The organism is Rhizobium sp. JAB6 (assembly GCF_003024605.1).
Classification (GTDB): Bacteria; Pseudomonadota; Alphaproteobacteria; order Rhizobiales; family Rhizobiaceae; genus Rhizobium.
The window spans coordinates 609,601-632,418 of sequence record NZ_PYJQ01000001.1 but is presented as its reverse complement, the minus strand read 5'-3'; the positions used below and the strand labels follow the sequence as shown (position 1 = coordinate 632,418).

General features: G+C 59.4%; 23 protein-coding genes. 1 reads left to right on the top strand and 22 read right to left on the bottom strand.

All coding sequences use genetic code 11. From position 1 onward, the window contains the following. Window positions 1-20: 20 nt before the first annotated feature. The 4 genes from C7U61_RS03115 to C7U61_RS03100 form a co-directional block, all read right to left on the bottom strand. On the bottom strand, window positions 21-1,673 hold the full coding sequence (locus tag C7U61_RS03115; RefSeq protein WP_106996650.1) for an alpha-glucosidase family protein: 1,653 nt from the start codon (window positions 1,671-1,673) through the stop codon (window positions 21-23). A 36-nt stretch (window positions 1,674-1,709) separates the two neighbouring features. Beyond that, complete coding sequence (locus C7U61_RS03110; RefSeq protein WP_106996649.1) at window positions 1,710-2,864, bottom strand: carbohydrate ABC transporter permease; 1,155 nt, start codon at window positions 2,862-2,864, stop codon at window positions 1,710-1,712. Between the two features lies 1 nt (window position 2,865). After that, window positions 2,866-3,882 (bottom strand): sugar ABC transporter permease, encoded by a 1,017-nt coding sequence (locus C7U61_RS03105; RefSeq protein ID WP_106996648.1) that lies wholly within the window; start codon window positions 3,880-3,882, stop codon window positions 2,866-2,868. A gap of 124 nt (window positions 3,883-4,006) precedes the next feature. Beyond that, window positions 4,007-5,368, bottom strand: coding sequence for an ABC transporter substrate-binding protein (locus tag C7U61_RS03100; RefSeq protein ID WP_106996647.1), 1,362 nt, complete (start codon window positions 5,366-5,368; stop codon window positions 4,007-4,009). Between the two features lie 310 nt (window positions 5,369-5,678). Between C7U61_RS03100 and C7U61_RS03095 the strand changes: the two genes are divergently transcribed. Further along, a complete protein-coding gene (locus tag C7U61_RS03095; protein WP_106996646.1) occupies window positions 5,679-6,710 on the top strand; it encodes a substrate-binding domain-containing protein in 1,032 nt (343 codons plus the stop codon). Window positions 6,711-6,717: 7 nt separating this feature from the next. On the opposite strand, the gene folD is transcribed toward C7U61_RS03095, so the two are convergent. From folD to C7U61_RS03005, 18 genes are all read right to left on the bottom strand, one after another. Next, entirely contained in the window at window positions 6,718-7,617 is a 900-nt protein-coding gene (gene folD, locus C7U61_RS03090) for a bifunctional methylenetetrahydrofolate dehydrogenase/methenyltetrahydrofolate cyclohydrolase FolD (RefSeq protein ID WP_106996645.1), read from the bottom strand. A 117-nt stretch (window positions 7,618-7,734) separates the two neighbouring features. After that, entirely contained in the window at window positions 7,735-9,651 is a 1,917-nt protein-coding gene (locus C7U61_RS03085) for a succinoglycan biosynthesis transport protein (RefSeq protein ID WP_106996644.1), read from the bottom strand. Window positions 9,652-10,074: 423 nt separating this feature from the next. After that, window positions 10,075-10,650: a dihydrofolate reductase family protein gene (locus tag C7U61_RS03080; RefSeq protein ID WP_106996643.1), complete on the bottom strand. Its 576-nt coding sequence runs from the start codon at window positions 10,648-10,650 to the stop codon at window positions 10,075-10,077. Window positions 10,651-10,901: 251 nt separating this feature from the next. After that, complete coding sequence (locus tag C7U61_RS03075; protein ID WP_106996922.1) at window positions 10,902-11,741, bottom strand: WecB/TagA/CpsF family glycosyltransferase; 840 nt, start codon at window positions 11,739-11,741, stop codon at window positions 10,902-10,904. Between the two features lie 250 nt (window positions 11,742-11,991). After that, a complete protein-coding gene (locus tag C7U61_RS03070) occupies window positions 11,992-12,519 on the bottom strand; it encodes a hypothetical protein (protein ID WP_106996642.1) in 528 nt (175 codons plus the stop codon). After that, window positions 12,516-12,884: a hypothetical protein gene (locus C7U61_RS03065; RefSeq protein ID WP_106996641.1), complete on the bottom strand. Its 369-nt coding sequence runs from the start codon at window positions 12,882-12,884 to the stop codon at window positions 12,516-12,518. Before C7U61_RS03065 ends, C7U61_RS03070 begins: the two co-directional genes overlap by 4 nt. A gap of 14 nt (window positions 12,885-12,898) precedes the next feature. Then, complete coding sequence (locus C7U61_RS03060) at window positions 12,899-13,495, bottom strand: rod-binding protein (protein WP_106996640.1); 597 nt, start codon at window positions 13,493-13,495, stop codon at window positions 12,899-12,901. A gap of 131 nt (window positions 13,496-13,626) precedes the next feature. Next, window positions 13,627-14,046 (bottom strand): hypothetical protein, encoded by a 420-nt coding sequence (locus tag C7U61_RS03055; RefSeq protein ID WP_106996639.1) that lies wholly within the window; start codon window positions 14,044-14,046, stop codon window positions 13,627-13,629. A 70-nt stretch (window positions 14,047-14,116) separates the two neighbouring features. Beyond that, entirely contained in the window at window positions 14,117-14,869 is a 753-nt protein-coding gene (gene fliR / locus C7U61_RS03050) for a flagellar biosynthetic protein FliR (RefSeq protein WP_106996638.1), read from the bottom strand. Further along, window positions 14,866-16,953, bottom strand: coding sequence for a flagellar biosynthesis protein FlhA (gene flhA / locus C7U61_RS03045; protein ID WP_106996637.1), 2,088 nt, complete (start codon window positions 16,951-16,953; stop codon window positions 14,866-14,868). The genes fliR and flhA overlap by 4 nt, the downstream gene beginning before the upstream one ends. A 250-nt stretch (window positions 16,954-17,203) precedes the next feature. Then, window positions 17,204-17,470, bottom strand: coding sequence for a flagellar biosynthesis protein FliQ (fliQ, locus tag C7U61_RS03040; protein ID WP_106996636.1), 267 nt, complete (start codon window positions 17,468-17,470; stop codon window positions 17,204-17,206). 29 nt (window positions 17,471-17,499) lie between these two features. Further along, window positions 17,500-18,006, bottom strand: coding sequence for a flagellar hook assembly protein FlgD (gene flgD / locus C7U61_RS03035; protein ID WP_106996635.1), 507 nt, complete (start codon window positions 18,004-18,006; stop codon window positions 17,500-17,502). Further along, window positions 17,994-18,446: a flagellar biosynthesis repressor FlbT gene (gene flbT / locus C7U61_RS03030; protein ID WP_106996634.1), complete on the bottom strand. Its 453-nt coding sequence runs from the start codon at window positions 18,444-18,446 to the stop codon at window positions 17,994-17,996. The genes flgD and flbT overlap by 13 nt, the downstream gene beginning before the upstream one ends. Then, entirely contained in the window at window positions 18,443-18,790 is a 348-nt protein-coding gene (gene flaF, locus C7U61_RS03025; protein ID WP_106996633.1) for a flagellar biosynthesis regulator FlaF, read from the bottom strand. Before flaF ends, flbT begins: the two co-directional genes overlap by 4 nt. Before the next feature lie 37 nt (window positions 18,791-18,827). Next, the gene (locus C7U61_RS03020; protein ID WP_106996632.1) at window positions 18,828-19,871 is read right to left on the bottom strand and encodes a flagellar hook-associated family protein; all 1,044 of its coding nucleotides are present in this window, start codon (window positions 19,869-19,871) and stop codon (window positions 18,828-18,830) included. A 3-nt stretch (window positions 19,872-19,874) separates the two neighbouring features. Further along, window positions 19,875-21,365: a flagellar hook-associated protein FlgK gene (gene flgK / locus C7U61_RS03015; protein WP_106996631.1), complete on the bottom strand. Its 1,491-nt coding sequence runs from the start codon at window positions 21,363-21,365 to the stop codon at window positions 19,875-19,877. 24 nt (window positions 21,366-21,389) lie between these two features. After that, window positions 21,390-21,605 carry a hypothetical protein gene (locus tag C7U61_RS03010; RefSeq protein WP_106996630.1) on the bottom strand — a complete coding sequence of 72 codons (216 nt, stop codon included), beginning with the start codon at window positions 21,603-21,605 and terminating at the stop codon, window positions 21,390-21,392. 273 nt (window positions 21,606-21,878) lie between these two features. After that, complete coding sequence (locus C7U61_RS03005) at window positions 21,879-22,550, bottom strand: winged helix-turn-helix domain-containing protein (RefSeq protein ID WP_106996629.1); 672 nt, start codon at window positions 22,548-22,550, stop codon at window positions 21,879-21,881. Window positions 22,551-22,818: the final 268 nt, after the last annotated feature.

The following is a 22,818-nucleotide window of genomic DNA, read 5'->3' as shown; positions in this document are numbered from 1 at the left end:
TGCTTCCTCCTCCCAAAGGCTCAGGCAAGACGCGCGAAGTAGGCGCCCCAGGCCGGAATATCGATCTTGCTGCCGTAGTTGTTGCTGGTAAAGCCGTGTCCCGTCAACGCCTGCCAATTGCCGCCAGGCAGGGTCGCCAGCGTTTCGACCGGGCTCATGTTGAAGACGCAGAGAATGGTCTCGCCAGCATAGGTGCGAGTATAGATCAGCACGTCGCCCTGCGGCTCCGAAAAGGCGATTTCGCCCTTGGCGAAGGCCGGATGCTGCTTTCGGAAGGCGAGGAAGCGGCGATATTGCTCCAGCACCGAATGCTCGTCGCCTTGCTGGACGCTGACGGCGCGCAGGATGTGTTCGACCGGCACCGGCAGCCAGGGCTTGACGGTGGAAAAACCGCCCTGCGCCACCTGGCTGTCCCAGACCATCGGGGTGCGGCAACCGTCGCGGCCCTTGAATTCCGGCCAGAACTGGATGCCGTAGGGATCCTGCAAATCCTGATAGGCAAGATCGGCTTCGGTGAGTGCCAGTTCCTCGCCCTGATAGAGGCAGACGGAACCGCGCAGGGTCAGCAGCAGCGCCGCGTAAAGCTTGGCAAAAGCATCGCGGTCGGCAACGAGATTACCCCAGCGGCTGACATGGCGCACGACGTCATGATTGGAGAAGGCCCAGCAGGCCCAGCCTTCCGGAGCTGCTGCATCAAAATCGTTCATGACCTCTTCGATGCGCTCCGGCGACAGGGCGTCCGGCGCGAGAAATTCGAAGGCATAGCACATGTGCATCTTGTCGCCGCCGGAGGTGTATTCGCCGACGATTTCGAGGCCGCGCTGGCTGTCGCCGACTTCGCCGACGGCGGCAATCGCCGGATATTCGTCGAGCACGGCACGGAAACGCTTCAGGAACTCGAGGTTTTCCGGCCGGTTCTTGTCGTAGAGATGCTCCTGAAAGTTATAGGGATTGACGGCCGGTGCCGTAGACGCGTTGCGGCGCGAAGGCTCCAGCGCCGGGTTGTCGCGCAATTGCTTGTCGTGGAAATAGAAGTTGATGGTGTCGAGACGGAAGCCGTCGACGCCGCGGTCGAGCCAGAAGCGTACGACGTCAAGCAAGCGGTCCTGCACCTCCGGATTATGCAGGTTCATATCCGGCTGCGAGGTCAGGAAGTTGTGCAGGTAATATTGCATGCGCGTCGGATCCCACGCCCAGGCGGAGCCGCCAAAGATCGACAGCCAGTTGTTGGGCGGCGTACCGTCGGGTTTGGCGTCAGCCCAGACATACCAATCGGCTTTCGGGTTATCCCTGCTCGAACGGCTTTCGACGAACCAGGGATGGCGATCGGAGCTGTGCGACAGCACCAGGTCGATCATCACCTTGATGCCAAGGCGGTGGGCTTCCGTCACCATGGCATCGAAATCGGCGAGCGAGCCGAAGATCGGGTCGACGTCCTCGTAATTGGAGACGTCGTAGCCGAAATCGCGCATTGGCGAGGTAAAGAAGGGCGAAATCCAGATCGCATCGACGCCGAGCGCTGCGACATGCGGCAGACGGACGGCGATGCCCTTGAGGTCGCCGATGCCGTCACCGTTGGAGTCCTGATAGGAACGCGGATAGATCTGATAGATCACCGCGCCACGCCACCAGTCCTTGTCAACTTCCAAAGCCGATTGAGAGGCAAAGCTCATGCTGAATGGGTCCTGTCTGGATAATATGATTTTGGATCAGCCCCCCTTCACCGACCCGGCGAGCAGACCGCGCACGAGATAGCGCTGCAGACCGAAGAAGACGAGGAGCGGAATAAGGATGGTGACGAAGGCCGATGCGGTCAGGATTTCCCAATTGCCGCCGCGCGAACCGAGCAGCGCGTTCAGGGCGGCCGTGAGCACGAGGTGATCCTTGTCGGTGCCGAGGAAGACCATGGCGATCAGAAGGTCGTTCCACACCCAGAGGAACTGGAAGATCGCGAAGGAGGCCAGCGCCGGGAAAGACAGCGGCAGGATGATCTTGACGAAGATATCGAAATCGCTGGCGCCGTCGACCCGGGCGGATTCGATGATTTCCTTGGGCAGGCCGGCAATGTAGTTACGGAGGAGATAGATGGCGAGCGGCAGGCCGAAGGCCGTGTGCGCCAGCCAGATACCGGGATAGGTCTTCGACGGCACGCCGAACATCTGACCGATCTCGTTGTAGATGCGCAGAAGCGGGATCAGCGACATCTGCAACGGCACGACGATCAGGCCAACGACGAGCGCGATCAGGATCGCCCGCCCGGGAAATTCCATCCAGGCCAGCGCATAGGCCGCAAAGGCGGCGATCAGGATCGGAATGACGGTTGCGGGGATCGTTACCGTCAGCGAATTGATGAAGGACTGGCCGATACCTTCGCCGCCCAACACGTTGCGATAGTTCGCGAGCGTAAACTGCGGCGGCGTGGCGACGGTCAAATAGACGCGCTTGGCCCGCGCATCCGCCCCAAACGGGCCGTTCTTCTGGTAGCGGTAGCTGCCATCGGAATTGATCGTCAGCGTCTCGCCATTCTCCAGGTCCGCTGGCGAGCCTGCCTTATAGGCTGCGGGCTCCTGCACGCGCAGACCGAAAGACTGGATCTTGCCGCCGCCTTCCACATTGAGCGTACCTGCAATGACAAAATTCGCACCATCCTGCTTTGCCTTGTCCGGGCCATCGAGACGGGCGGCCGTCGTTCGCGAGGAACCCGCAAAGGCCGTCCACCAGCCGGAGGCGACGATCTGGTCCCGCTCGCGCAGGGCAGTGACGAAGATGCCGAGCGTCGGCAACAGCCAGAGAATGACGATGAGCAGCACCGCTGCGTGCACGAAAATGCGGGCGGGGCCGATACGGCCGAGATTTCCAATCATGTCAGCGCCCCTTCGTCTCAGCATTTGCGCGGCGGATGTTCCAGATCATGATCGGCGTGACCGCGACCATGATGACGAGCGCGATGACGGCGCTCCGGCCGCTGTCGCCGCCGCCACGGAACATCCAGTTGAACATGAGGTTGGCGAGCACCATCGTGTTCCATTGGCCATTGGTCATGGTGAGAACGATGTCGAACACCTTGAGGACGAGGATGGTGATGGTGGTCCACACCGTGGCGATCGTGCCCCAGACCTGTGGCACCATGATCTTCCAGAAGATCTGCCAGCCATTGGCGCCGTCGATGACGGCGGCCTCGATGGTTTCTTCCGGAATGCCGCGCAGAGCAGCCGAGAGGATAACCATGGCAAAGCCGGTCTGGATCCAGATCAGCATCACCATCAGGAAGAAATTGTTCCAGAACGGAATGGTGATCCAGACCTCCGGCGTGCCGCCGAACAGCTGGACGATCGCGTTCAGGAGGCCGATCTGTGTATCCGTGCCGCCTCGATATTCATAGATGAACTTCCAGATGACGGAAGCGCCGACGAAGGAGATCGCCATCGGCATGAAGATGACCGCCTTGGCGATGTTGCCCCACCAGATGCGGTCGGTCATGACGGCGATGACAAGGCCGAAGAAGGTGCAGGCCGCCGGCACGACGGCGAGCCAAAGAATGTTGTTGAAGATCGACTGGCGGAATTCGGTGTCGTTGAGGGCCCAGAGATAATTGGCGCCGCCGACGAACTTGCCGCCATCAGGCCCGTAGAAGGACAGGATGAAGGTCGCGACGACGGGATAGACTAGATAGACGACAAGCAGCAACAGTGCCGGCCCGAGGAACAGCCAGGGGCGGATGAGACCACGGCGGCGAAGATTGACGGCCGCCCGATGGACGTCGTCACCCTCCCGCGCCGGGAAAATCAAGTCCAGAAACCTGTTGGAGAACCAGAAATAAGCGGCGCAAATGGCAACGCCGAATATCATGGCGCCAATTGCCGACACGATCTGCGAAAACATCCCTTCCCTCCCCGAATTCTCTGCTTTTATCCATCAGTCGGGCATCGGCCGCACTGAAGGGCGCGTCGTTATAATGCAGTATGGCGCCGCCGGGTTTGACCGGCGGCGCTGGGGCTATGATGTCTTACTTGATGGCGTCCCAGGACTTCTGGATACCGTCGGCTACATCCTGAGCAGACTTGCCGCCGACGAAATCCACCATACCCGTCCAGAACGAGCCTGCACCGATCTTACCCGGCATCAGGTCGGACCCGTCGAAGCGGAAGGTCGTGGCCGTGGTCAGGATTTCGCCTTCCTTGCGCAGAGTGTCATTGGCGTAGGCTGCGGTATTGACACCCTTGTACGGAGTCAGGAAACCGGACTGAGCCATCCAAATTTCCTGGGCGATCGGTGTCTGCAGGAACTGGACGAAGGCACGGGCAGCCTTCGAATCCTTAGTGATGGCCGCGAGGGTGCCAGCGCCTTCGACCGGCTTGCCGAGCTCAGGATGCGAAGCAAAGGGCGGGAAGTAGAAGAAGTCCGCATCCTGGCCAAGCTTCGTGCCTTCCGGGAAGAAGGATGGGATGAAGGATGCCTGCTTGTGCAGGTAGCATTTCGGCGGAACCGTAAAGAGACCCTTCGGGCTGTCGCGGAAGTCGGTCGAGGCAACGGCCGCAACGCCGCCGGCAACATATTTCGGGTTCTTTGCGAACTTGCCGAATTCCTCGATCGCGGCAACGACCTTCAGATCGTTGAACTTCAGCGAGTTATCGACCCAGTGATCGTAATCCTCCGGCGTGTTCAGACGCAGCATCAGATCTTCGACCCAGTCGGTTGCAGGCCAGCCGGTCGCGCCGCCAGAACCAAGGCCGATGCACCAGGGGGTGCCGCCGTCCTTGACGATCTGGTCGGAGAGCTTGATCAGGTCCTCCATGGTCGTCGGAACCTTGTAGCCCGCTTCCTCGAAATTCTCGGGCACGTACCAGACCAGCGATTTCAGGTCGGCCTTGTAGGGAAAGGCATAGAAGGCATCCTTGCCGTCCTTGCCCTTATAGGTGCCGTAGCCGACCCAGCTGTCGCCGGCACCGTAATTGGTCTTGACCCAGCTTGCGAGATCGTCGCCAAGCGGCGTCAGGTAGCCCTTGCTGGCAAGGTTCGCAAGCAGGCCCGGCTGCGGGAGAATGGCGACGTTCGGAGGCGAGCCCGCCTGCGTGTCGATGACGATCTGCTGCTCGTAATTTTCCGAGGACGAATATTTGGCGTTCACGCCGGTCGCTTCGGTGAAGTAGTTCAGGACACTGGTAAAGAGCGCTTCGTCTTCGCCGCGCCAGGGACCGAAGATGGTCAGCGTCTCGCCCTTCAGGTCGGCATGCGCCGCCTTGAAGTCGTCATAGCTCTTCCAGTTGAACTTGGAGTCCTGGCCGGGCTGGAACTTCAGATCCGCCGCCATTGCGGTACCAGCCACCAGAGCAGCGGCAGCAACGGTCATCAAAAACATCTTTTTCATGCGTTGTCCTCCCAAATAACGAAACCCATGAGCCCAAACACGATCTCGTGCTATGCGCCCCATTCCTCAAAGCGCTTTGGCTATCTCTCTCATCCATTGAGCGCGGGTTAAAGTCAAGCGATTTTCAGTTTGCGGCCGATATACATGGTAATTCTCGCGCTGCAGCACAGAATAGGTGTCGATTTTTTCCTAATTATCTTGTCTCACGCATTTCTCCTGTTACATAATTGAAAGCGCTTTGAAAGCCCGGGGCTTTTCGGGAGGTTGTCTCGGCATCTTGGCGGCATGCAGTGGGAGGAGCTGGAATACCGTGAATCTGAAACAGCTATCGCAAATGCTCGGGCTGTCGCAGACGACAGTCAGCCGGGCATTGAACGGATATCCGGAGGTCAATCGCGAAACTCGCGAGCGCGTTCTCAAAGCGGTTCGGGAAACCGGCTATCGACCCAACAAGGCAGCCCAAAGACTTGCGACGGGCAAGGCCGGCTCGATCGGGCTGGTGATGCCGACCTCGCCCGGCAATTCCTCGGACGTGCATTTCAGCGAGTTCCTGACAGGACTGGGAGAAGAGGCCTTGCGGCACGATTTCCATTTCGTCCTGACGCCCGCGGATCCGAATGATGAAGTGGGCGCCCTCAGACGATTGGCGGCCAGCGGCAATGTCGATGCCCTCTTCGTCAATTACATGCGCGGCCACGATCCGCGCCTGGAGATGCTGAAGTCGCTATCCATGCCCTTCCTCGTGCATGGACGCTCCATAGGCTCCGAACCCGACTACCCCTTCCTCGACATCGACAATGAAGCCGCCTTCTACGACGCCACGAAGCTGCTGCTGCAACTCGGACACCGGCGCTTCGCCCTCTTGAACGGCCCGATCTATTTCGATTTCGCCATTCGCCGGAAGAACGGCATGGATGCGGCCCTAGCCGAGCGTGGCCTGGCGCTTGACGAAGCCTGTGTCAGCCATACGCCGATGACGGATGAACAAGGCTTATTGGCCATGGAGCGCATCCTGCAAATGGAGAAGGACAAGCGCCCGACCGCAGTGCTCTGCTCCAGTACCGTGCTGGCGCTCGGCGCCGTTCGCGCCATCAATCAGGCAAAGCTCAGGCTTGGCGAGGACATCTCGATGATCGCCCACGACGACGTGCTGACCTTGCTCAAGCCGGAAAACTTCACCGTGCCGCTGACGACCACGCGCTCATCGCTGCGCGCAGCCGGCGTGCGCATCGCCGAGCGGCTGATCGGCGAAATCAAGCAAATGGAAACATTTCCTGCGCAGGAATTGTGGAAGGCCGAATTGATCGTGCGCGCATCGACCGGCGTTGCGCCGGCCGACTGATATCGGTTTAGAATTTCGGCGGCTTCTGACCCGCGGCGCGATGGGCCGCGATGACGGTATTGGCCATCAGCATGGCGATCGTCATCGGACCGACACCACCCGGGACCGGAGTGATCGCTGCGGCAACTTCAGAGGCTTCAGCATAGGCGACATCGCCAACCAGCCGGCTCTTGCCTTCGCCCCGCTCCGGGGCATCGATGCGGTTGATGCCGACATCGATAACGGTCGCTCCGGGCTTGATCCAGTTGGCCTTGACCATCTCCGGACGGCCGACGGCCGCTACCAGAATATCGGCGCCGCGCGCTACCGAGGCGAGATCCTTCGTCCGCGAATGGGCTGTCGTGACGGTCGCATTGGCCGAAAGCAGCAATTGCGCCATCGGCTTGCCGAACAGGTTGGAGCGGCCGATGACGACGGCATTCAGACCCGACAGGTCCTCGCCATGCACCCGGCGTACCAGCAGCATGGCGCCGGCCGGCGTGCAGGAAATCAGGCCGGTTTCGAGATCGCCGGTCGCCAGCTTGCCGGCATTGACGACATGGAGGCCATCGACATCCTTCTCCGGCTTGATCGACTGGATGATCGCATCGGAATTGAGATGTTTCGGCAGCGGCAGCTGTACGAGGATGCCATGGATGGACGGGTCTTCGTTCAGCGAAGCCACGAGCTTGGCCAGCTCTTCTTGAGTCGTCTCTGCCGGCAGCGTGTGCTGGATGGAGTTGAAGCCACATTCCTTGGCCATGCGGCCCTTGGCGCCGACATAGGTGTGGCTGGCCGGATCGTCACCGACGATGACGACCGCAAGCCCGGTCTTCACACCGGCCTCTTTCTCAAGTCCCGCCGCCGCAGCCTTCACGGCCTCGATCACCGAAGCCGCCGCTTGTTTCCCGTCGATCACTGTCGTCACGCTCGTCTCCCGATCATGAATTCGCTGGCAATCTACAGGCCATCTCTCCGATGGAATTGCCTGCAAACGCCCTATGGTGTCTGAAAGCGGTAATTGCAAGAGAAAAGGATGAGACGATCAGGCGCGGTCCGGATGCCTGCGCACTGCGTAGGTTTCGACTTTGGCACGCAGCGATGCGAGCTCCTGCCGGATGCGGCCCCACTCGTCGGCGATATCGAGCCGGTCCGCATCATCGATGAGAGCAGCCGATGGTTCAGGCGCGATCACGGGCAATAACGGAGGCTCCGGATCGTCCTCACGGCCTAAAACTTGGGCTGCCGGCCCGATGCTTTGGTCGTCTGCCTGTTCTTCCGCCGGCGCGGCACCCGTCAGCCATTTGCGCAGGAATACGACGCAAAGTGCCAGGCCGAGGCCTGCGAGAAAACCGACAACCTGATTGCTCACGAGCCGGTTGTCCAACGGTGCGGCGGCCGCGACGGCCTGAGACAATACCGTTAGCGGCGGCCTGACTTCGGAAATCGCCATGCCAGCATTCTGCTGATCGGCCTCGTAGCGAGCCTGCGCCGCCGTTACGGCATCCTGCAGCTGCCCAAGGCGAGCGAGGTCGACATCGCTCGCCGTCTGACTTGCGGCCGTCATTTGTGCCGACAGAGCGGTCTGCTTTTCCAGAGCCGCTTTCACGTCCGCCTCGCTGCTGACCGCCAGCCGCTGCAGCTGGCTGCGCATGTTGGCCGCAAGATCATCGACCGTTGCCTGTTGCGCCAGCAGGCGGGGATGACGCGGGCCAAGCTGCACCGAAAGCTGCGTCAATTGTGACTTGGCGGCGTTGTAGCGGCTGCGCACGTCATCAAGTGCCGGCGACGAAAGATCACCCGACAATGCGCCGCTAAGCACCGATGCCGGCGTTGCCAATTTGACAGCTGCGAGACGGGCCCTGGCGTTGCGTACCGCCAGATCGGCTGCCTTTATCTGCACATCCAACTGCTGACGCTGCCGCCGCAACGCTTCCGTCGCAGCGATCCTGTCTTCGCCATAACGCGCCTTGAATTCGGCAAGGGCGGCGGAGGCGCGATCGAGTTCCTTGCGGCTGCGGTCGTCCGCCGTTTCGCCTCCGAGCGACGTACCGGCCGCCTTCGCAACAGCCGGATCATAGAGGGTTGCAATCACAAGCCGGTTGGCGATATCGGCCGATCTGGCTGGATCGCCCGACGTGACGGCCAGGCGCAGCAGACCCGTCTGATTATCGATATCGACGGCCACGTCTTTGCGCAGCGTTGTCTGCGCACGCGACGGCGCGTCGGACGCGTTGCCGCTGCCGGAAAGCAGCTCGACGGCCACGCCGAGGGCACCTGCCCGGCTGCCGGTAAATTCCGGATCGCGGTCAAGCTTCATCCTGGCGACGACGTCGGACAATACGGACGGAGCGACGACACGCTTCGCCGCAACATCCAACAGAGCCTGACGCCCGCGGCCCTCGCCTTCCGCGTGGAGCACCGCCTGCGAGACATAGCGCGGCGGCGGCGCAAGCAGGATGGGAATGGCCGCACCCATCAGCGCTGTGGCGGCAACGAAGCAGAGCGCACGGAGACTGAGGGACCAGCGTCCGCCCCGAAATATATGTTCAACGGCTACCGGAGTGGAGGCGGTCCGTGGTGGAAGCTCCGGCATGCCTTCAAGCAGATCGGGCACGAAATCCAGCAAATCGGGTGTAGGCTCCGATGCTTGCTCCAGCAGCCGGCGGCGTTCCGCATGGTGGACATGCGAGATATTTTCAGCCTGTGCGGCCGCTGGCCCACTCTCCTGCGATCTTTCGCGGCCGGACACCGGATAGGGGTCGCCATTCAACCGTCTGCGCAAGATGGCACGTAATGCCACATCACGCGGATCGTCGGCATTGGCGGCGCGCAGATCGGCTGCACTACCAAAACCGTCGTCGTCGCCATAGGGAGAGGCACGTGTGCCGGCGCGCCGCGAAACCTCAGGGGTTTGCGCATCGTTAGGATGAAATCCGGTCCTGGCTTTGCTTTCAAACATAGCGGGCTATCTCGCGCGCATGGTCCGAGACCAATGCAAATGGTTAACCCACTCTAAAATTTCATGCCAAAGAAAGAGTTAACGCCAAACCCGCAAATACCTGGTTCCGGACTCATAACCATTAGACGACGTCGCCGCGATTTGGACGGCGGCGAGAAACGTGGCTGCGCGACCGCCTTAGCGTGTCGGGATGCGGCGAATGGGGTCGGTGTCGTAGCCTTCGGCGGTGTACAGGATCCAACACCTCGGCAGACTTTCGAGCAGATCCAAAGCGGCCAGTACGATCAGCGACTTGGCTGCCCGTCAACAGGAATGTAATCAGCCGGCAGAGGGCCTCGGTCAGGGCATGGATTCTGATCGTCAGTCCGCCGCGGGAGCGTCCGTTGGCCTACGTCCCGATCAGACAGGGCTGGTTGCGTTCGCTTACTTCACGATGCGGTAAGCGATATGCCGAGCGAGCGGCGTGTCGAGCATGCTGGTGGGCTCAAGCTTGATCTGATTGGGCAGCGTGTCGAACAGGCGAGTCCCAGCCCCAAAGAGCACCGGCACGATATGCAACTCGATCTCGTCGACAAGCCCGCCGGCCAGTGCTTGGCGAAAGACGTCAGCTCCGCCCATGAGGCTCACATCCTTGCCTCTGGCCGCCGACTTCGCCTGCTTCACTGCGTCGGCAATTGTCCCAGCCGCGTGATAGATCCCAGTGCTGTGCGAGGCGAGTAATGGTCGGTGGGTGACGACAAAAAGCGGCAGCTTTAACGACCCCGTCGGCCCGTTCTCGTCCCAGTATGGAATCGAGTCGTCATAGCATTTCCGCCCGCAGATCACGCTGCCAATATTGCCGATGAGGCGCTGTACATATGCATCGCCCTCTGCACCGCTGTTGAAGAACCATTCGTGAAGAAATTCGCCGTTCTTGCCGAGTGGTTCCTCCCTGGTCTGGTTTCCTGCTGTAATGAAACCATCGAGTGACATGCTGATATTGAAAGCGACCTTGGTCATTTGCGTTCTCCGTGACCGATCGATTGAGGTCACACCTTCATGACGAATGAGGGTCGGTCAAGCCTACATCTGGGCAAAAAATAACTCGTCTCGGCCTCTTGGAGCTTCCCAACTTCTCGGGCTTACGACGTTGATCCGGATGCTGCGGGTCGCGACTAATAGCGGCAGAGCGGATAAGGCCTTCGACTTCGCCGTTTGCGACCGGGAAGCCGGTCGCTACTGAGCCGGATCGTCGAGGAGGTAGTCCGACCCTAACTTGCCAGTTTGTCCGGCGAGACGATGCGCCGCTGCGGCAGCGGAAGCGGCTCTGCACGAAGGACGCGCTCCTTGCGGCCGAACTGATGCCTCACAACCTGGTAGAGGAACAACGGTATGCCCAGCATGTAGCGCCGCCAGAGTCTGCCGGGCTCCAACACCAGGCGGAAGAGCCATTCGCCGCGCATCGCGCGCACGAGCCTCGGCGCCCGCGGCACCGTCTCCGAAACGAAATCGAACAAAGCGCCAACAGTCAGGACAAGACGGGCGTGCTGTGGGCCGATATGTTCGGCGACCCATTTTTCCTGCAGCGGCGTGCCCATGCCGACGATCAGCACATCGATCTTCTGGCGGCTGATTTCGGCAGTCACGGCGCTGCTGCGGGCCGGGTCGAAGAAGCCATCCGATACGATCACGAACTGGTGCCACGGAGCATGCTGGCGAAATTTCTCAGCTGCCTTTTCGACGACGGAGCGCTTGCCCCCCAGGAGGCCGATCCGTTTCGGCCGCTCCATGAATGTCAGCAGCGCGGGGACGAAATCCGTACCGTTCAGATTGGCGGGGAAGGGTTCGCCATGCGCAACGCGCGAGGCGATGTCGAGGCCGACGCCATCGGGAAGCACCAGATTGCGCTCGAGAACATGGCGGTAGGTTACATCGCGCAGCATCACGAGCATGTTGTGAGCGTTGACGAAGGAGATCGACGTCTGTCCGACCGGCAGGCAAGCGAGTTCGTTGACGAAGGTCAGCGCGTCATCCCAATCGAGATCGCACACCGGCAGATCGAAAATCATGCGGCGTGACGCGACGACGGCAAAGTCGGCTACCTGGTTCAATCCAACAACCTCCTGCCCGGCATCGTCAAAGCGCATGATGCCGGGACATATAGGGCTCATGCCCCGCACCATTCATGGGTGCGGCGACTGGAAGGCATGGCTTGGAAATATTTATAGCAAGACAAATCCAACTTTCCGTTAGGAAGGAAGGACGGATTTGCTGGAATCCATCAGGAATTTATTAGGCATGTTCTCAAACGTAAGAAATACTTACGTCAATCGCGATCGACCCACTTGCGGCCAGGACATATTACTCGACCGGCACTTTGTCCTTTGCCGCGTCCTGCACGATCTTGATGGGCTTGACCGTTCTCTTGCCCACGCTTTCCCCGCCGTGGGTCTCTTCCTTGGAAAGATAGTCGAGCTGTTCGATCAGCACGTCGGCGACGTAATCACCGCCAAGCCGCTCGTTCATCCGTTTTTTCAGATCGCTGCGGAAGGCGGCGATATCGAAATTCTGCGCATGAGCGATATCGATCGCCTTGTTGCCGATCAGCAAGGAAAAGAGTTCGTCGGTCGTCAATTCCGGCAGCGGGATCTGCAGAGCATTCGCCTTGCCCTTCTCCACCATGAAGGAGATGCGCGTCAGGAAATAGCCGGTCACCTGACCGTTGGCGATAACGGGTACATTGATCGACTCGCCCTTGACGAGCTCCTGCTGCGCCTTCTTGGCATCGTCAGGGCTGATCGCGGGCGCCGTCGCCACCTGCACCGAAAAATAGACCGAGGCCAATGTCACGGCGCAGACCCACAGGCCGGTGATAACGAGCTTGATCATCCAGCCTCACGGACGCGGAATTGCTCCTGCGAATAGGTGCCGTCCCCATCGGCATTCTGCACGGCATTCTTCAAAATGTCGGCGACGGCACGCACGGCCTCCAGATGCGCCTCGACACGGCGGGCGTTCAGAACCAGCTTCTTCTTCAGATCATGCAGCTGCTCGACATGGGCGGCTGCGAGATCGGCCGGATCGGTATCGCGAAAGAGCATGGACAACTCGTAGAGGCAGCGGCTCTTATGTGCGTTCGATACCTTGAGATCGAATTCCGGGTCGGTGCCGATTCGGTTGTTCTCATTGTCGATAATCATCTCCAGGCGGCCAAGGACAGACTTGATCCGATAGTCCTGCGACATCATTTCCATGTTTGTTACCTCGCTCATGCTTTCTGGGACGTCAACGAATTCTGGTTGGTGATGCTGGTGTTGCCGTCGTTGTCGGCATTGGCAGCGGCCAGCGTCTTGCGCTGAAAATCGGTAATCGCGCTGAGCGCCAATTTCTTGTCGTTCTCGTCGGTCGCTGTGTGGATGGCGCCGGTATTGCGCATCTTATCGACCTGTTCCTTGTACATTTTTTCGGCGATGCCCACGCCACCGTTCTTAGAGATGGTGTCGCCCAGCTGCTCGGCCATCATGCCCTTCCAGATCTCGCCCGCAGAGCCTTTGCCGTAGAGCGTCTCGCTGCTCGGCAACATGTTCTTCACGAAGTTCTGCAGCACCATGGACTCGAAGTTGCGATAGGCCTGCGGGACCTTGGTCCCGGCCATATGCGTATTGGCATTGCCAAGGCCTGCCTGGGTGGCGGCGCTGTTCATCGCATCCACCGTCGCGCCGAAGCCGTTGCCATTTTCGGCGAGGCTGGTGGCGGCAAAAGCGGCGCGGTTGGCGGCAAGCTTGGCCTGCGCGGCCTCGACATCGGCGGGATTGGCGGCCTTGACGACATCAAGGACCAAATCACTCGGAGGCGAAATAGCCATGTCACGTCTCCTTCTGCTCTCGCATACGCTGAAAACGAGCGGCTCGGCGCTCGTGCCAGGGCATGTCGAATCAAACTGTCGGAACGGATTGGCAAACCAACGCCGCGAATCCTGCTCCATGATCGTGTGGATTATGGTTTTTGAACCTTGCTGGAGGCTGGCGTTGCGCCGGCGAAGCGCTGATCGATGACGTCGTAGACGGCATTGTCGTCCGCCTCACGCGCCTCCAGCTCGCGGGCATCCTTCATGTGCTCTTCCAGCCTGTCGGCCTTGGTGCGCTCCTGCTGGACCTTCATCTGAATGAGTGTCTGGATGCTTTCCAGCTGCTGGTCCCGTATCATCAGGCGGCCGTAGCGCTCGGCATAATGGATCGAGAATGCCATGTGAACGGGATCGTCCGAGCCGATCGCAACCATGACCCGCTCCATCGATTCGGTGACTTCGGAGCGCTGGCGGGTGGTGTCGGCCAGTTCGTTTTCCGCCATCCGTTCCAGATGGCGCTGCACGGCGACCAGGCGTTTCAGTTTTTCAGACCGGTTTTTCTCCGCCATCGCTCCCTGCCCGCCGGTTACCTTGTGCCGGCTGCGCTCGAATCATTGTCCGCCCTTGTCCCGTATACGGCTAATGCCCATTGAAGACGGTTAGGAACGCATTAGAAAACTGACTGACCAACGCCGCAATGCTGAGATAGAGCATGAACAGCCCTCCCATCAGCAGATAGGGCGTGGAAATGAAATAGATCGGGATCTGCGGAGCCAGCTTGTTGATGAAACCGATCGATATCTGGAACATCAGGCCGTAAAGCAGGAAAGGGCTTGCCAATCGCAGCATGATGAAGAAGGTCGTTGCCAGCGTGTCGGTGATGGAGATCAGCGCGGCACGCGGCTCGATATGCCCCCCGAAGGGAATGACCGTATAGGAATCGACCAGCGCCTGCAGAACATAGTGATGAAAATCCAGAATAAAGAGGATCATCAGCCCGCAAAAGCTGATGAGGCTGGTGAGCGACGTCTCGCTCGATTCCTCGATGATATCGGCGCCGCCTGGCGCGTTGAAGCCGATCAGCATCGATATGACCGTGCCGGTAAACTGCAGGCCCAGCGTATAGATGCGGGCCATCATCCCATACATCAATCCGATGACGGCTTCGGTGAAGATGAGGCCGATATAGCTCGCATTGCCTTTCGACACCTGCGGATAGATCGTATTCCAGAGCAACGGCAGGATCGCCATCGTCAGAGCCGCGGAAAGCAGCAGCCTGATCTGCGGGGGAACACGGCCCGAAGAAAATCCCGGAAGGACCATCATGCAGCCGCCGATGCGGCAGAAGGCGACGAACAGCGCCAGAATGGTCCCCTGGGGATCTGATATCATGAAATCGAACCTAGAATCTTGATCTCGATCCCCTTGGCCAGTTCCACATGCGACAGGACGGGAAGCGTCGCGAACAGACGTTCGATGATCATGCGCACATAGGAGCGCGTTTCCGGCGACGTGACAAGAACGAAGGGCATGCCCCGGTCCATGTATTCACGGATAACTTTGCCCGCCTGCTCGCTGAACTCTTCCAGGCTGCGGGGGTCGATGTCGAATTCGACGACTTCGCCCTTCTGGTCACGCTTCAGCGCCTGATGGAAGATGAGGTCCCATTTGCTGCCGAGGCGCAGGACGCGCAGCACGCCGTTGTCGGCGAGATCACCGCAGAGCTGCTGCGCCATACGCACGCGCACATGCTCGACGATCTGCTCGGTCTTGCGCACATGCGGCGCCAGCTCCGCAACGGCTTCGAGGATGAGGTGCAGGTTGCGAATCGAGACACGCTCGGCAAGCAGCAGCTTCAGTACCGCCTGCAAACCGGAATAGGACATATGCGACGAGCAGATTTCGTCGGCGAGCTTCTTGTATTCCGGATCGAGGCGCTCGATCAGGACCTTCACGTCCTTATAGGACAGCAGCGCCGGCAGGTTGTTGCGGATAACCTCGCTCATATGGGTGAGCACGACGGAGACATTGTCGATCGGCTGGAAGCCCTCGCGCTTCAGATCCTCGGCGAAGGCTTCGAGGACAGAGAAGGCCGGCATGCCGAAAGCGGGTTCGCGGATCTCGTCGCCCGGCACGGTCGGCTTGCGGCCGGAACCGGTGACCACGAGCACTTCACCGACGCGCAGCATGTTGGAGGCGATCGTCGTGCCGTGGATTCGGATCTGATACGACTTGTCGGCAATCGCCATATCGTCGATCACCTTGATCTCCGGCACGACGAAGCCGTATTGCGTCGCGAACTTCTTGCGCATTTTGCCGACGCGGAAAGCCAGTTCCTGGTGGGCGCCGAGCAGGCGGGTCGAGACGATCTTGCCGAGCGCCAGTTCGATCTCCGCAGTCTTCAGAACCGACTTGACCGAATCCTTTTCCATTTCCTTCGTCTGCATCACCTTCTGCTCTTCGGCATCGCGGCGAAGCTTGTTTTCGGCTTCGATCTGGCGCGGAATGAACCAGGCGCCGGCCGCCATCAGGCCCCCTAGGAAAACGAAGGGGAGGAAGGGCATGCCGGGCATGATCGCCAGGATGCCCATGAGGACTGCCGAGACGGCGAGCGCACGCGGATAGCCGCTCAGCTGATTGACCACGGCCTGATCGGTGGAACCGGACGTGCCGCCACGCGAAACGAGGAGGCCGGCAGCAAGAGAGACGATGAGGGCCGGCATCTGCGACACCAGACCGTCGCCGACGGAGAGCTTCACGAAAACGTCCGCAGCCTGGCCGATCGGCATGCCGTGACGGAAATAGCCGATAATGATGCCGCCGAAGACATTGATGCAGGTGATCAGAAGGCCGGCGACCGCATCGCCGCGCACGAATTTCGAGGCACCGTCCATCGCGCCGAAGAAGGAGCTTTCCTCTTCCAGTTCGCGGCGGCGGCGCTGCGCCTCCTTCTCGTCTATCAGGCCGGCTGAAAGGTCGGCGTCGATCGCCATCTGCTTGCCGGGGATGGCGTCCAACGTAAAGCGGGCGCCGACTTCGGCGATACGCGTCGCGCCCTTGGTGATGACGATGAAGTTGATGGTGATGAGGATCAGGAAGACGATCAGGCCGATGACGAAATCGCCCGACATGACGAGGCTGGAAAAACCGGCGATGACGCCGCCGGCGGCATCGTGCCCTTCATAACCATGCGAAAGGATGACGCGGGTGGTGGCGATGTTCAGCGCCAGACGCGTCATCGTGGCGATCAGCAGGATCGTCGGGAACGACGAAAATTCCAGCGGCTTCTTAATCCAGAGCGCCACCATGAGGATCAGGACGGAAAGGGCGATCGAGAAGGCCAGTCCAAGGTCGATCAGAAACGGTGGGATCGGCAGGAACAGCACGCACAGGATGACCATGATACCAAGGGCGAACCCGATATCGCGAATGCTGGGATTGGCTTTGGGAAGGGCTATTGCGGGTGGTTGTGCCATCGACCGGTTCCGTCTCTTCATGAGAGGAGGCAGACGGCTGCACCGCCTGCCCTAGAGCATTTCCGTTTTTCTTCGAATCGCGAAAACGCTCTGTCTTCTTGTTCCCTACGCATTCCGGACGGAAAACCGCTACGCACTTTTCCTGGAAATGCTCTGGTGGAACCGATCTCTAAAGGCCGAAGCTTGCGCGAGCATGGCCGTTGCCATGGATTCCCGCGATCCCGAGGCCGTAGCCGCCTGCGGATCTATGTCAGAAACCCGATTGAATGCGCGAGAAGACGAGATTGGTGAAGATCGAAATCTGTGCGCCGACGAATGGCGCCGAAATGCCGATCGTGACCATGACGGCGACGATCTTCGGCACGAAGGTCAAGGTAGCCTCCTGCACCTGCGTCAGCGCCTGGATCAGAGCGATGACCAGACCGACGACCATAGCGGCGGCGACAGCCGGACCGGAAGCCACAAGCACGGTCCAGATCGCAGCCTGGAAAATATCCAATGCATCGGCTTCATTCATGACCTGTCCACTCCCGGTTCAGCGGCACGTCATGTGCCGCTGGTCTGATTCGTATTCGATGACGAATCACTGCTGCTACTATCGCTCGACGTGGGCGAGGTATCAATGGTCGTGCCCGCCGGAGCGATCGTCACGCCGGCCTGAATCAGAATCTTGTCGCCGGCATTGGTTTCGGCAATGATACCGTCCGTATAGACGCTTACCTGCTTGATCGTGCCGGTGGTCTTGCCGTCGGCGCTCATGATCTGCTTGCCGATATAATCGGAGGCCTGCGAGATCCACTGGTTCTGCAGCACGGTTTCCAGATGCGAGTTCGTCTGGATCTGCTGCTCGACCTGGGAGAAGCTCGCCAGCTGGGAAATCTGCTGGGTGGCATCCATCGGACTGGTCGGATCCTGGTTCTTCATCTGCGCGATGAGGAGCTGCAGGAAATCGTTATAGTTCAACGTAGCCTTTGCGGATGCGGCGGCAGCATTGTTGGCGGTGCTCGAAGAGTTCGTGCCGGTGCTGCTGCCGACGCTGTCTACCGCTGCCATGGAGCGATCTCCCGGCGGATGTGCTCGATCGTTGCCGCCGGCATTTCCTGGCTGTTCAGAATATGGTCCTCGATCGGGTACAAGCTGCGGATCGCCTTCAGCGCGTCAAAGGCGCGGCCGGTGGAGACAAGGCCGTCGATGCGCTTGAGCTCGGCAAGCACTTCCTCATTGTGGAAGCACGACAGTAGCATGACGATCGACTTGCGGAACATAGCCGTCGACTGCTCCTTGCCCTCCGGATTGATAAGGATCATCTGCGCGATGAAATAGAGCTGACGCAGAGGCGTCGTCGCGTCCTCGGGCTGAAGCACGTGGTTTTCGAGCAGGAACGTCACATCATTCAGGAATTCCAGGGCAACCTTGCGATCGACACGCAGGACGGCCCCATTGATAAAGATCTTTTCCCCGGCTTTGAGCGATATGCGAAGCGTACTTTTCATTTAAGTCCATCCCTGATGATGGTGGTGACATCTATGATGCCTTGATAATTTTCCGACTGGCGCAGCCGAATTCGATCGCATTCCTTCAAAATCCAAATGGCGATCGAGATAAGGTTGGCCCGCAGTTCGACATTGAGCTGGTTCTCCGGGCTTTTCAGGTCGTCGACGAAGCTCACCCATACGCGGCGCGTATAGAAGAGTGCCTCGATCGCCTCACGACCGTATTTTTCCGCATCACGGGCCGCGGAGAGAAGAGCTATCGACCGGTCCAGAACTTGGCGTTCTCGTTCCTTGGCGTCGGCCACAGCATCCTGCATGACTTCCGCATATGAGAACTGATACATTCATGCATCCTTCCTGGTCATTACATCCCTTTGATCATCAAAGGTAATTTACAAGGCTTAGCTGCTGGATCTTGGAAACAATAGTATAAGCCGTTTGGAGCTGCGTCTGGAGACTGTTGACCTTGGTCGACGCCTCATAGGGATCGACTCCGGTCAGGTCACCAATGCTGGTGTTGAGAATGGTCTTCTGGGCATTGAGCGTCGTATTCGCGTCCGACAGGCGCGACTGCGACAGGCCGAGCTGGCTTGCCTGGCTGTTCAACCCGTCAACAGACTGACGCGTATAGCTGATGGCCTGCTTCGTGACGGCATTCACGGCGCTTTGATTGAGGCCGGGAGGCGTGCCCATGAGCGCATTGGTCACGCTGGTCGCCAATGCCAGATACCGGATGCCGGACGAGTTCGCATTCGTCGAGGTTTCGATGACTTCCGAATTGCTGATGCGGCTGGTCATATTCTGATCGGATGCACTCGACCAGCTCGACCAGCTGGCGTCGGACGTGAACATCGGCTCGACCTGGGTCTTGATGAAATCCGTTATCTGGTCTGCCGATATGGTCGATGCGGTTACCCCTTTCGTGGACATGTAGGTCGTCAGCGCCGACTGAATGTTCCCGTTCGTTGTCGCGGACTGATCGGTCATCGGCTGGACATCGGTATTCGTCCCGGCAAAAAGGTACTCGCCATTGACCATGGTGTTGGCGGAAGCGATAACGTTCGACAGGGTCGATGAGGCCGCCTGCTGCGCCAAGGCGACGCTGCTGCCGTCGGTGTTGCCGCTCAGTGCCACCAGCTGGTCCATCAGCTTCTGCGCCTGCGTGCCCATGCCGGTCAGGGCGGTCTGCGAGGTCGTCATCCTCTGGTTGGCAATGGAATTGCTGCTGAGGATGGAGTCGATACGCGACACCTCCCGCGTCAGGTTTACATTGAGCGACGTGCTGCCGCCGAGCGAAACACCGATATCGGCGTAAACGCCGGTGGTCGCCTCCGTGGAGGCGCTCGTCATCTCATTCTGTGCCTGACGGATCGTCTGGCGCATGGCATTCTGAATGGCTGTGCTCGAAATGAAAGAGAGTTTCATGGTTTAGCTCGCAAGATCCAGGACAGCTTGAAGCATCTGGTTGACGGTGTTCAGTATCTTCGTCCCAGCCTTGTAGGACTGCTCGATATCCATCATCAGCGTCAGCTCTTCATCGAGGCTGACGCCGGTCGCATTCGAATAGGCGCCCGAGGAGCGCGAGAGAGCGGCGGACGTATTTTCCGCCGCGGTCGTCGCCGCGCTGCGCTGGCCTTCCAACCAGCCAATGGAGCTGGCTGAATAATCCATGAGGCTGGCATTGGTGCTGGAGCCTGCGGTAGGATCGAACGCCATCTTTGCGTTCATTGCCGTAATGAAAGCATCGAGCTGTGTGGAATAGCCGCTGCCGCCGCTGGTATTCTTCGTATAGCCGGTCTCAGTCCCGGCATTGTTGATACCACCGTCTCGCAGCAACGACGGATCGCCACCTTGGGATGTGATTAATTTCGAATTAACGGCGATCGAACCGGCCAAGCCGGTGACCGCGGTACCACTGGCAGGAACACTGCCGCCGCTCCAGGTAAAAAGGCCAGGTAATGTCGGCTTCGAAGGATCGCTGTTTGTTTCCGCAAAGACGCTCACCAATCCTCGGGCGATTTCGTCGAGCTGCTTCTGGTAGGTCGGCGCGACATCATCGCGGATCTGAAGCGCCGCCTGAAGAGTGCCCTGCGCCGTCGTATTCGCACCCTGGCCGGGGGTCAGCGCAACGCCGTCGATATAGACGCTGTTGCCGGGGACGGGAGTGGTGGCCGTATACGTCGGGGTCGGCTGAAACGTCACCGTGCGCGGAATAGTCTCGAACAGGGTCGTTCCGCTGGTGGTATAGAGCGCCATGTCATTGTTGCCGCGCGTCACCGTCGTGACGCCGACGATCTTTGAGATCTGGTTCAGGATCGAATCGCGCTGGTCCATCGCGTCGGCAAGGGCACTAGACGTGGGATTGGCGGCCGCCGTGGCCGATTTTACCGCCTCGTTGGCCGTCTGGAACTGCTTCAGAAGGCTATTCAGCGTGTCGACGTCGGAGCTGATCTGCTTGTCGGCATCGGCGCGGGCGCCCTGTACAGCCGTCGTGGCATTGTTGAGAGATGTAGCCAGGCTCTGAGCCGCATTGATCGCGGATTGGGCCGCCGTGGCATTCGATGGCGACCCGGCGTAATTCTGCATCGCATCCTGAAATGCGGACAGATAGGTCGCCGGCGCAATTTCGTTGTCGTTGCCGCCGATCGTTGCCGACTGAAGATTGCTGTAGGCGTTCAGCAGCAGCTGCTGCGCCGAATCCGACGACGTCGAACTGAGATAGGCCTTCTGAAGCGCAGGTTCGCTGCTGCGCGAGATCTGCACCACCTGAGCGCCGGCCATGTCGGTGGTCAACATTGCCTGGCGCCGTGAATAGTTCGTATTGTTGGCGTTGGCGATATTGTTCGACACGACGCTGCTCTGCGTGCCGGTATTGTTGAATATTGCCTGCGCGTTGTTGAGAGCTGTTGTAAGCGACATGACTGACTCGATACCCTATTCGTTTTAGCGCGACAGATCAGCCGAAGACGCACTGCAAGTGTCGGAATAGCCTGTCGGAGCAAGGCCGGCGAAATAGACCAGATCGTCATCGGCAACGGACGGACGATTCCCGCAGGAAACCCGTGTCACATTAAGGCCGCCGCCAAAAGCGGCGCTGAAGCGGGCTGCCTCTGCACTCACTTCCGCAAACGCAGTCTCTCTGCTGCCGAAATTCCTCATCTGGAATCCTCGTTATCCTTCATACGACTGAGAGTAGGTGGCGGGCCTTGCGTGAAGCTGTCTGAGAGAACGAAAAAGCGATCATCGCGAAAAGCTTCGAAGCAAGGTCGAAGTCCGGACGTTGCCGTTCGCTATTACGACGCGGAACGGTAAGAGAGAACGCACCATCTGCGCGATGACCGTCCCATGCGGCGCAAAAGAGTAGGCCCGGAAATCAAGGGATTTCCGGGCCTCTAAGCAATTTTTGATATCTGGAATGCGCGACCGGCGGCATCAGCTCCAGTCGATGCAATAGCCGAGGAAGCGCTTGGAATCGACCGGGTCGAAACCGAGCTTCTTGCGCAGTTTCTTGCGCAGCTTGGAAATATGGCTTTCGACGACGTTCTCTTCGACTTCCTCGTCGAAGATGCCGTAGATGGCGTTGAAGATCTGGGTCTTCGTCACGCGACGGCCGCGATTGGCGATCAAATATTCGAGGATGCGGCGCTCGCGGCGCGGCAAGGCGAATACGGAACCGTTGATTTCCGGATCGCGGCCGTCCGCGAAGACGCGAATGGGGCCGATATCGGTATAGTTGCTGATCGCCTTCAGCCGGCGGCGGATCGCCGCGGCCCGAGCCAGGATTTCCCGGGGATGGACCGGCTTGCGCACGACATCGTCCACGCCGCAATCAAAAAGGGCAAGCGTGGCTTCCAGCGAGGGCTGGTCGCTGACCGCGATGACAGGTGCCGCCGTCCTGTCGCGGATCGCCCTCGGCAGCTCGAGCACCTGCTGCCCCTGTCCGATCAGGAAGGCTTCGACCGCAGCGATGTCGCCCTCTGCCGCGGTCGAGACCCATTCGCTGAATTCACGCGGATCAAATCCCGTCGAAGGAATGCCCTCGCGTCCAAAGAGTGATGTGTATCCGTCTTTAACGAGCTCTCGCTCATCAACCACTACGATCATTCGTCCGCCTCCGAATCAGTGTGGTGTTTCGATGACCTATGGGTACGAATCGGGCGAATCACGAACAACTGTCGGAAATGAGTGACGGAAATTAATAATTGATTAACCATAGGGGTGCGATTTGCACTAGATATAGTAGGTGATCGGCGTTCCACACCGATAAAAAACTTGTTAGCAGACGTATAATTAAGACTAGCATTTTGGGCAAAACCACGGCAGTCAACTGCTTCGGTTGGGTTAGCGTGGGCTAACCGGATCCCATATGCAA

What these genes read in the sequence shown, in the direction of transcription:
- C7U61_RS03080 (WP_106996643.1), bottom strand. Translation starts at nt 10,650, where the DNA reads ATGACCAAGGTCGCTTTCAATATCAGCATGTCACTCGATGGTTTCATT.
- C7U61_RS03085 (WP_106996644.1), bottom strand. Translation starts at nt 9,651, where the DNA reads ATGTTTGAAAGCAAAGCCAGGACCGGATTTCATCCTAACGATGCGCAA.
- C7U61_RS03070 (WP_106996642.1), bottom strand. Translation starts at nt 12,519, where the DNA reads ATGATCAAGCTCGTTATCACCGGCCTGTGGGTCTGCGCCGTGACATTG.
- C7U61_RS03005 (WP_106996629.1), bottom strand. Translation starts at nt 22,550, where the DNA reads ATGATCGTAGTGGTTGATGAGCGAGAGCTCGTTAAAGACGGATACACA.
- C7U61_RS03100 (WP_106996647.1), bottom strand. Translation starts at nt 5,368, where the DNA reads ATGAAAAAGATGTTTTTGATGACCGTTGCTGCCGCTGCTCTGGTGGCT.
- C7U61_RS03105 (WP_106996648.1), bottom strand. Translation starts at nt 3,882, where the DNA reads ATGTTTTCGCAGATCGTGTCGGCAATTGGCGCCATGATATTCGGCGTT.
- flhA (WP_106996637.1), bottom strand. Translation starts at nt 16,953, where the DNA reads ATGGCACAACCACCCGCAATAGCCCTTCCCAAAGCCAATCCCAGCATT.
- flbT (WP_106996634.1), bottom strand. Translation starts at nt 18,446, where the DNA reads ATGAAAAGTACGCTTCGCATATCGCTCAAAGCCGGGGAAAAGATCTTT.
- C7U61_RS03115 (WP_106996650.1), bottom strand. Translation starts at nt 1,673, where the DNA reads ATGAGCTTTGCCTCTCAATCGGCTTTGGAAGTTGACAAGGACTGGTGG.
- flgK (WP_106996631.1), bottom strand. Translation starts at nt 21,365, where the DNA reads ATGTCGCTTACAACAGCTCTCAACAACGCGCAGGCAATATTCAACAAT.
- C7U61_RS03010 (WP_106996630.1), bottom strand. Translation starts at nt 21,605, where the DNA reads ATGAGGAATTTCGGCAGCAGAGAGACTGCGTTTGCGGAAGTGAGTGCA.
- fliQ (WP_106996636.1), bottom strand. Translation starts at nt 17,470, where the DNA reads ATGAATGAAGCCGATGCATTGGATATTTTCCAGGCTGCGATCTGGACC.
- flgD (WP_106996635.1), bottom strand. Translation starts at nt 18,006, where the DNA reads ATGGCAGCGGTAGACAGCGTCGGCAGCAGCACCGGCACGAACTCTTCG.
- C7U61_RS03055 (WP_106996639.1), bottom strand. Translation starts at nt 14,046, where the DNA reads ATGGCGGAGAAAAACCGGTCTGAAAAACTGAAACGCCTGGTCGCCGTG.
- C7U61_RS03065 (WP_106996641.1), bottom strand. Translation starts at nt 12,884, where the DNA reads ATGGAAATGATGTCGCAGGACTATCGGATCAAGTCTGTCCTTGGCCGC.
- fliR (WP_106996638.1), bottom strand. Translation starts at nt 14,869, where the DNA reads ATGATATCAGATCCCCAGGGGACCATTCTGGCGCTGTTCGTCGCCTTC.
- C7U61_RS03110 (WP_106996649.1), bottom strand. Translation starts at nt 2,864, where the DNA reads ATGATTGGAAATCTCGGCCGTATCGGCCCCGCCCGCATTTTCGTGCAC.
- flaF (WP_106996633.1), bottom strand. Translation starts at nt 18,790, where the DNA reads ATGTATCAGTTCTCATATGCGGAAGTCATGCAGGATGCTGTGGCCGAC.
- C7U61_RS03060 (WP_106996640.1), bottom strand. Translation starts at nt 13,495, where the DNA reads ATGGCTATTTCGCCTCCGAGTGATTTGGTCCTTGATGTCGTCAAGGCC.
- C7U61_RS03020 (WP_106996632.1), bottom strand. Translation starts at nt 19,871, where the DNA reads ATGAAACTCTCTTTCATTTCGAGCACAGCCATTCAGAATGCCATGCGC.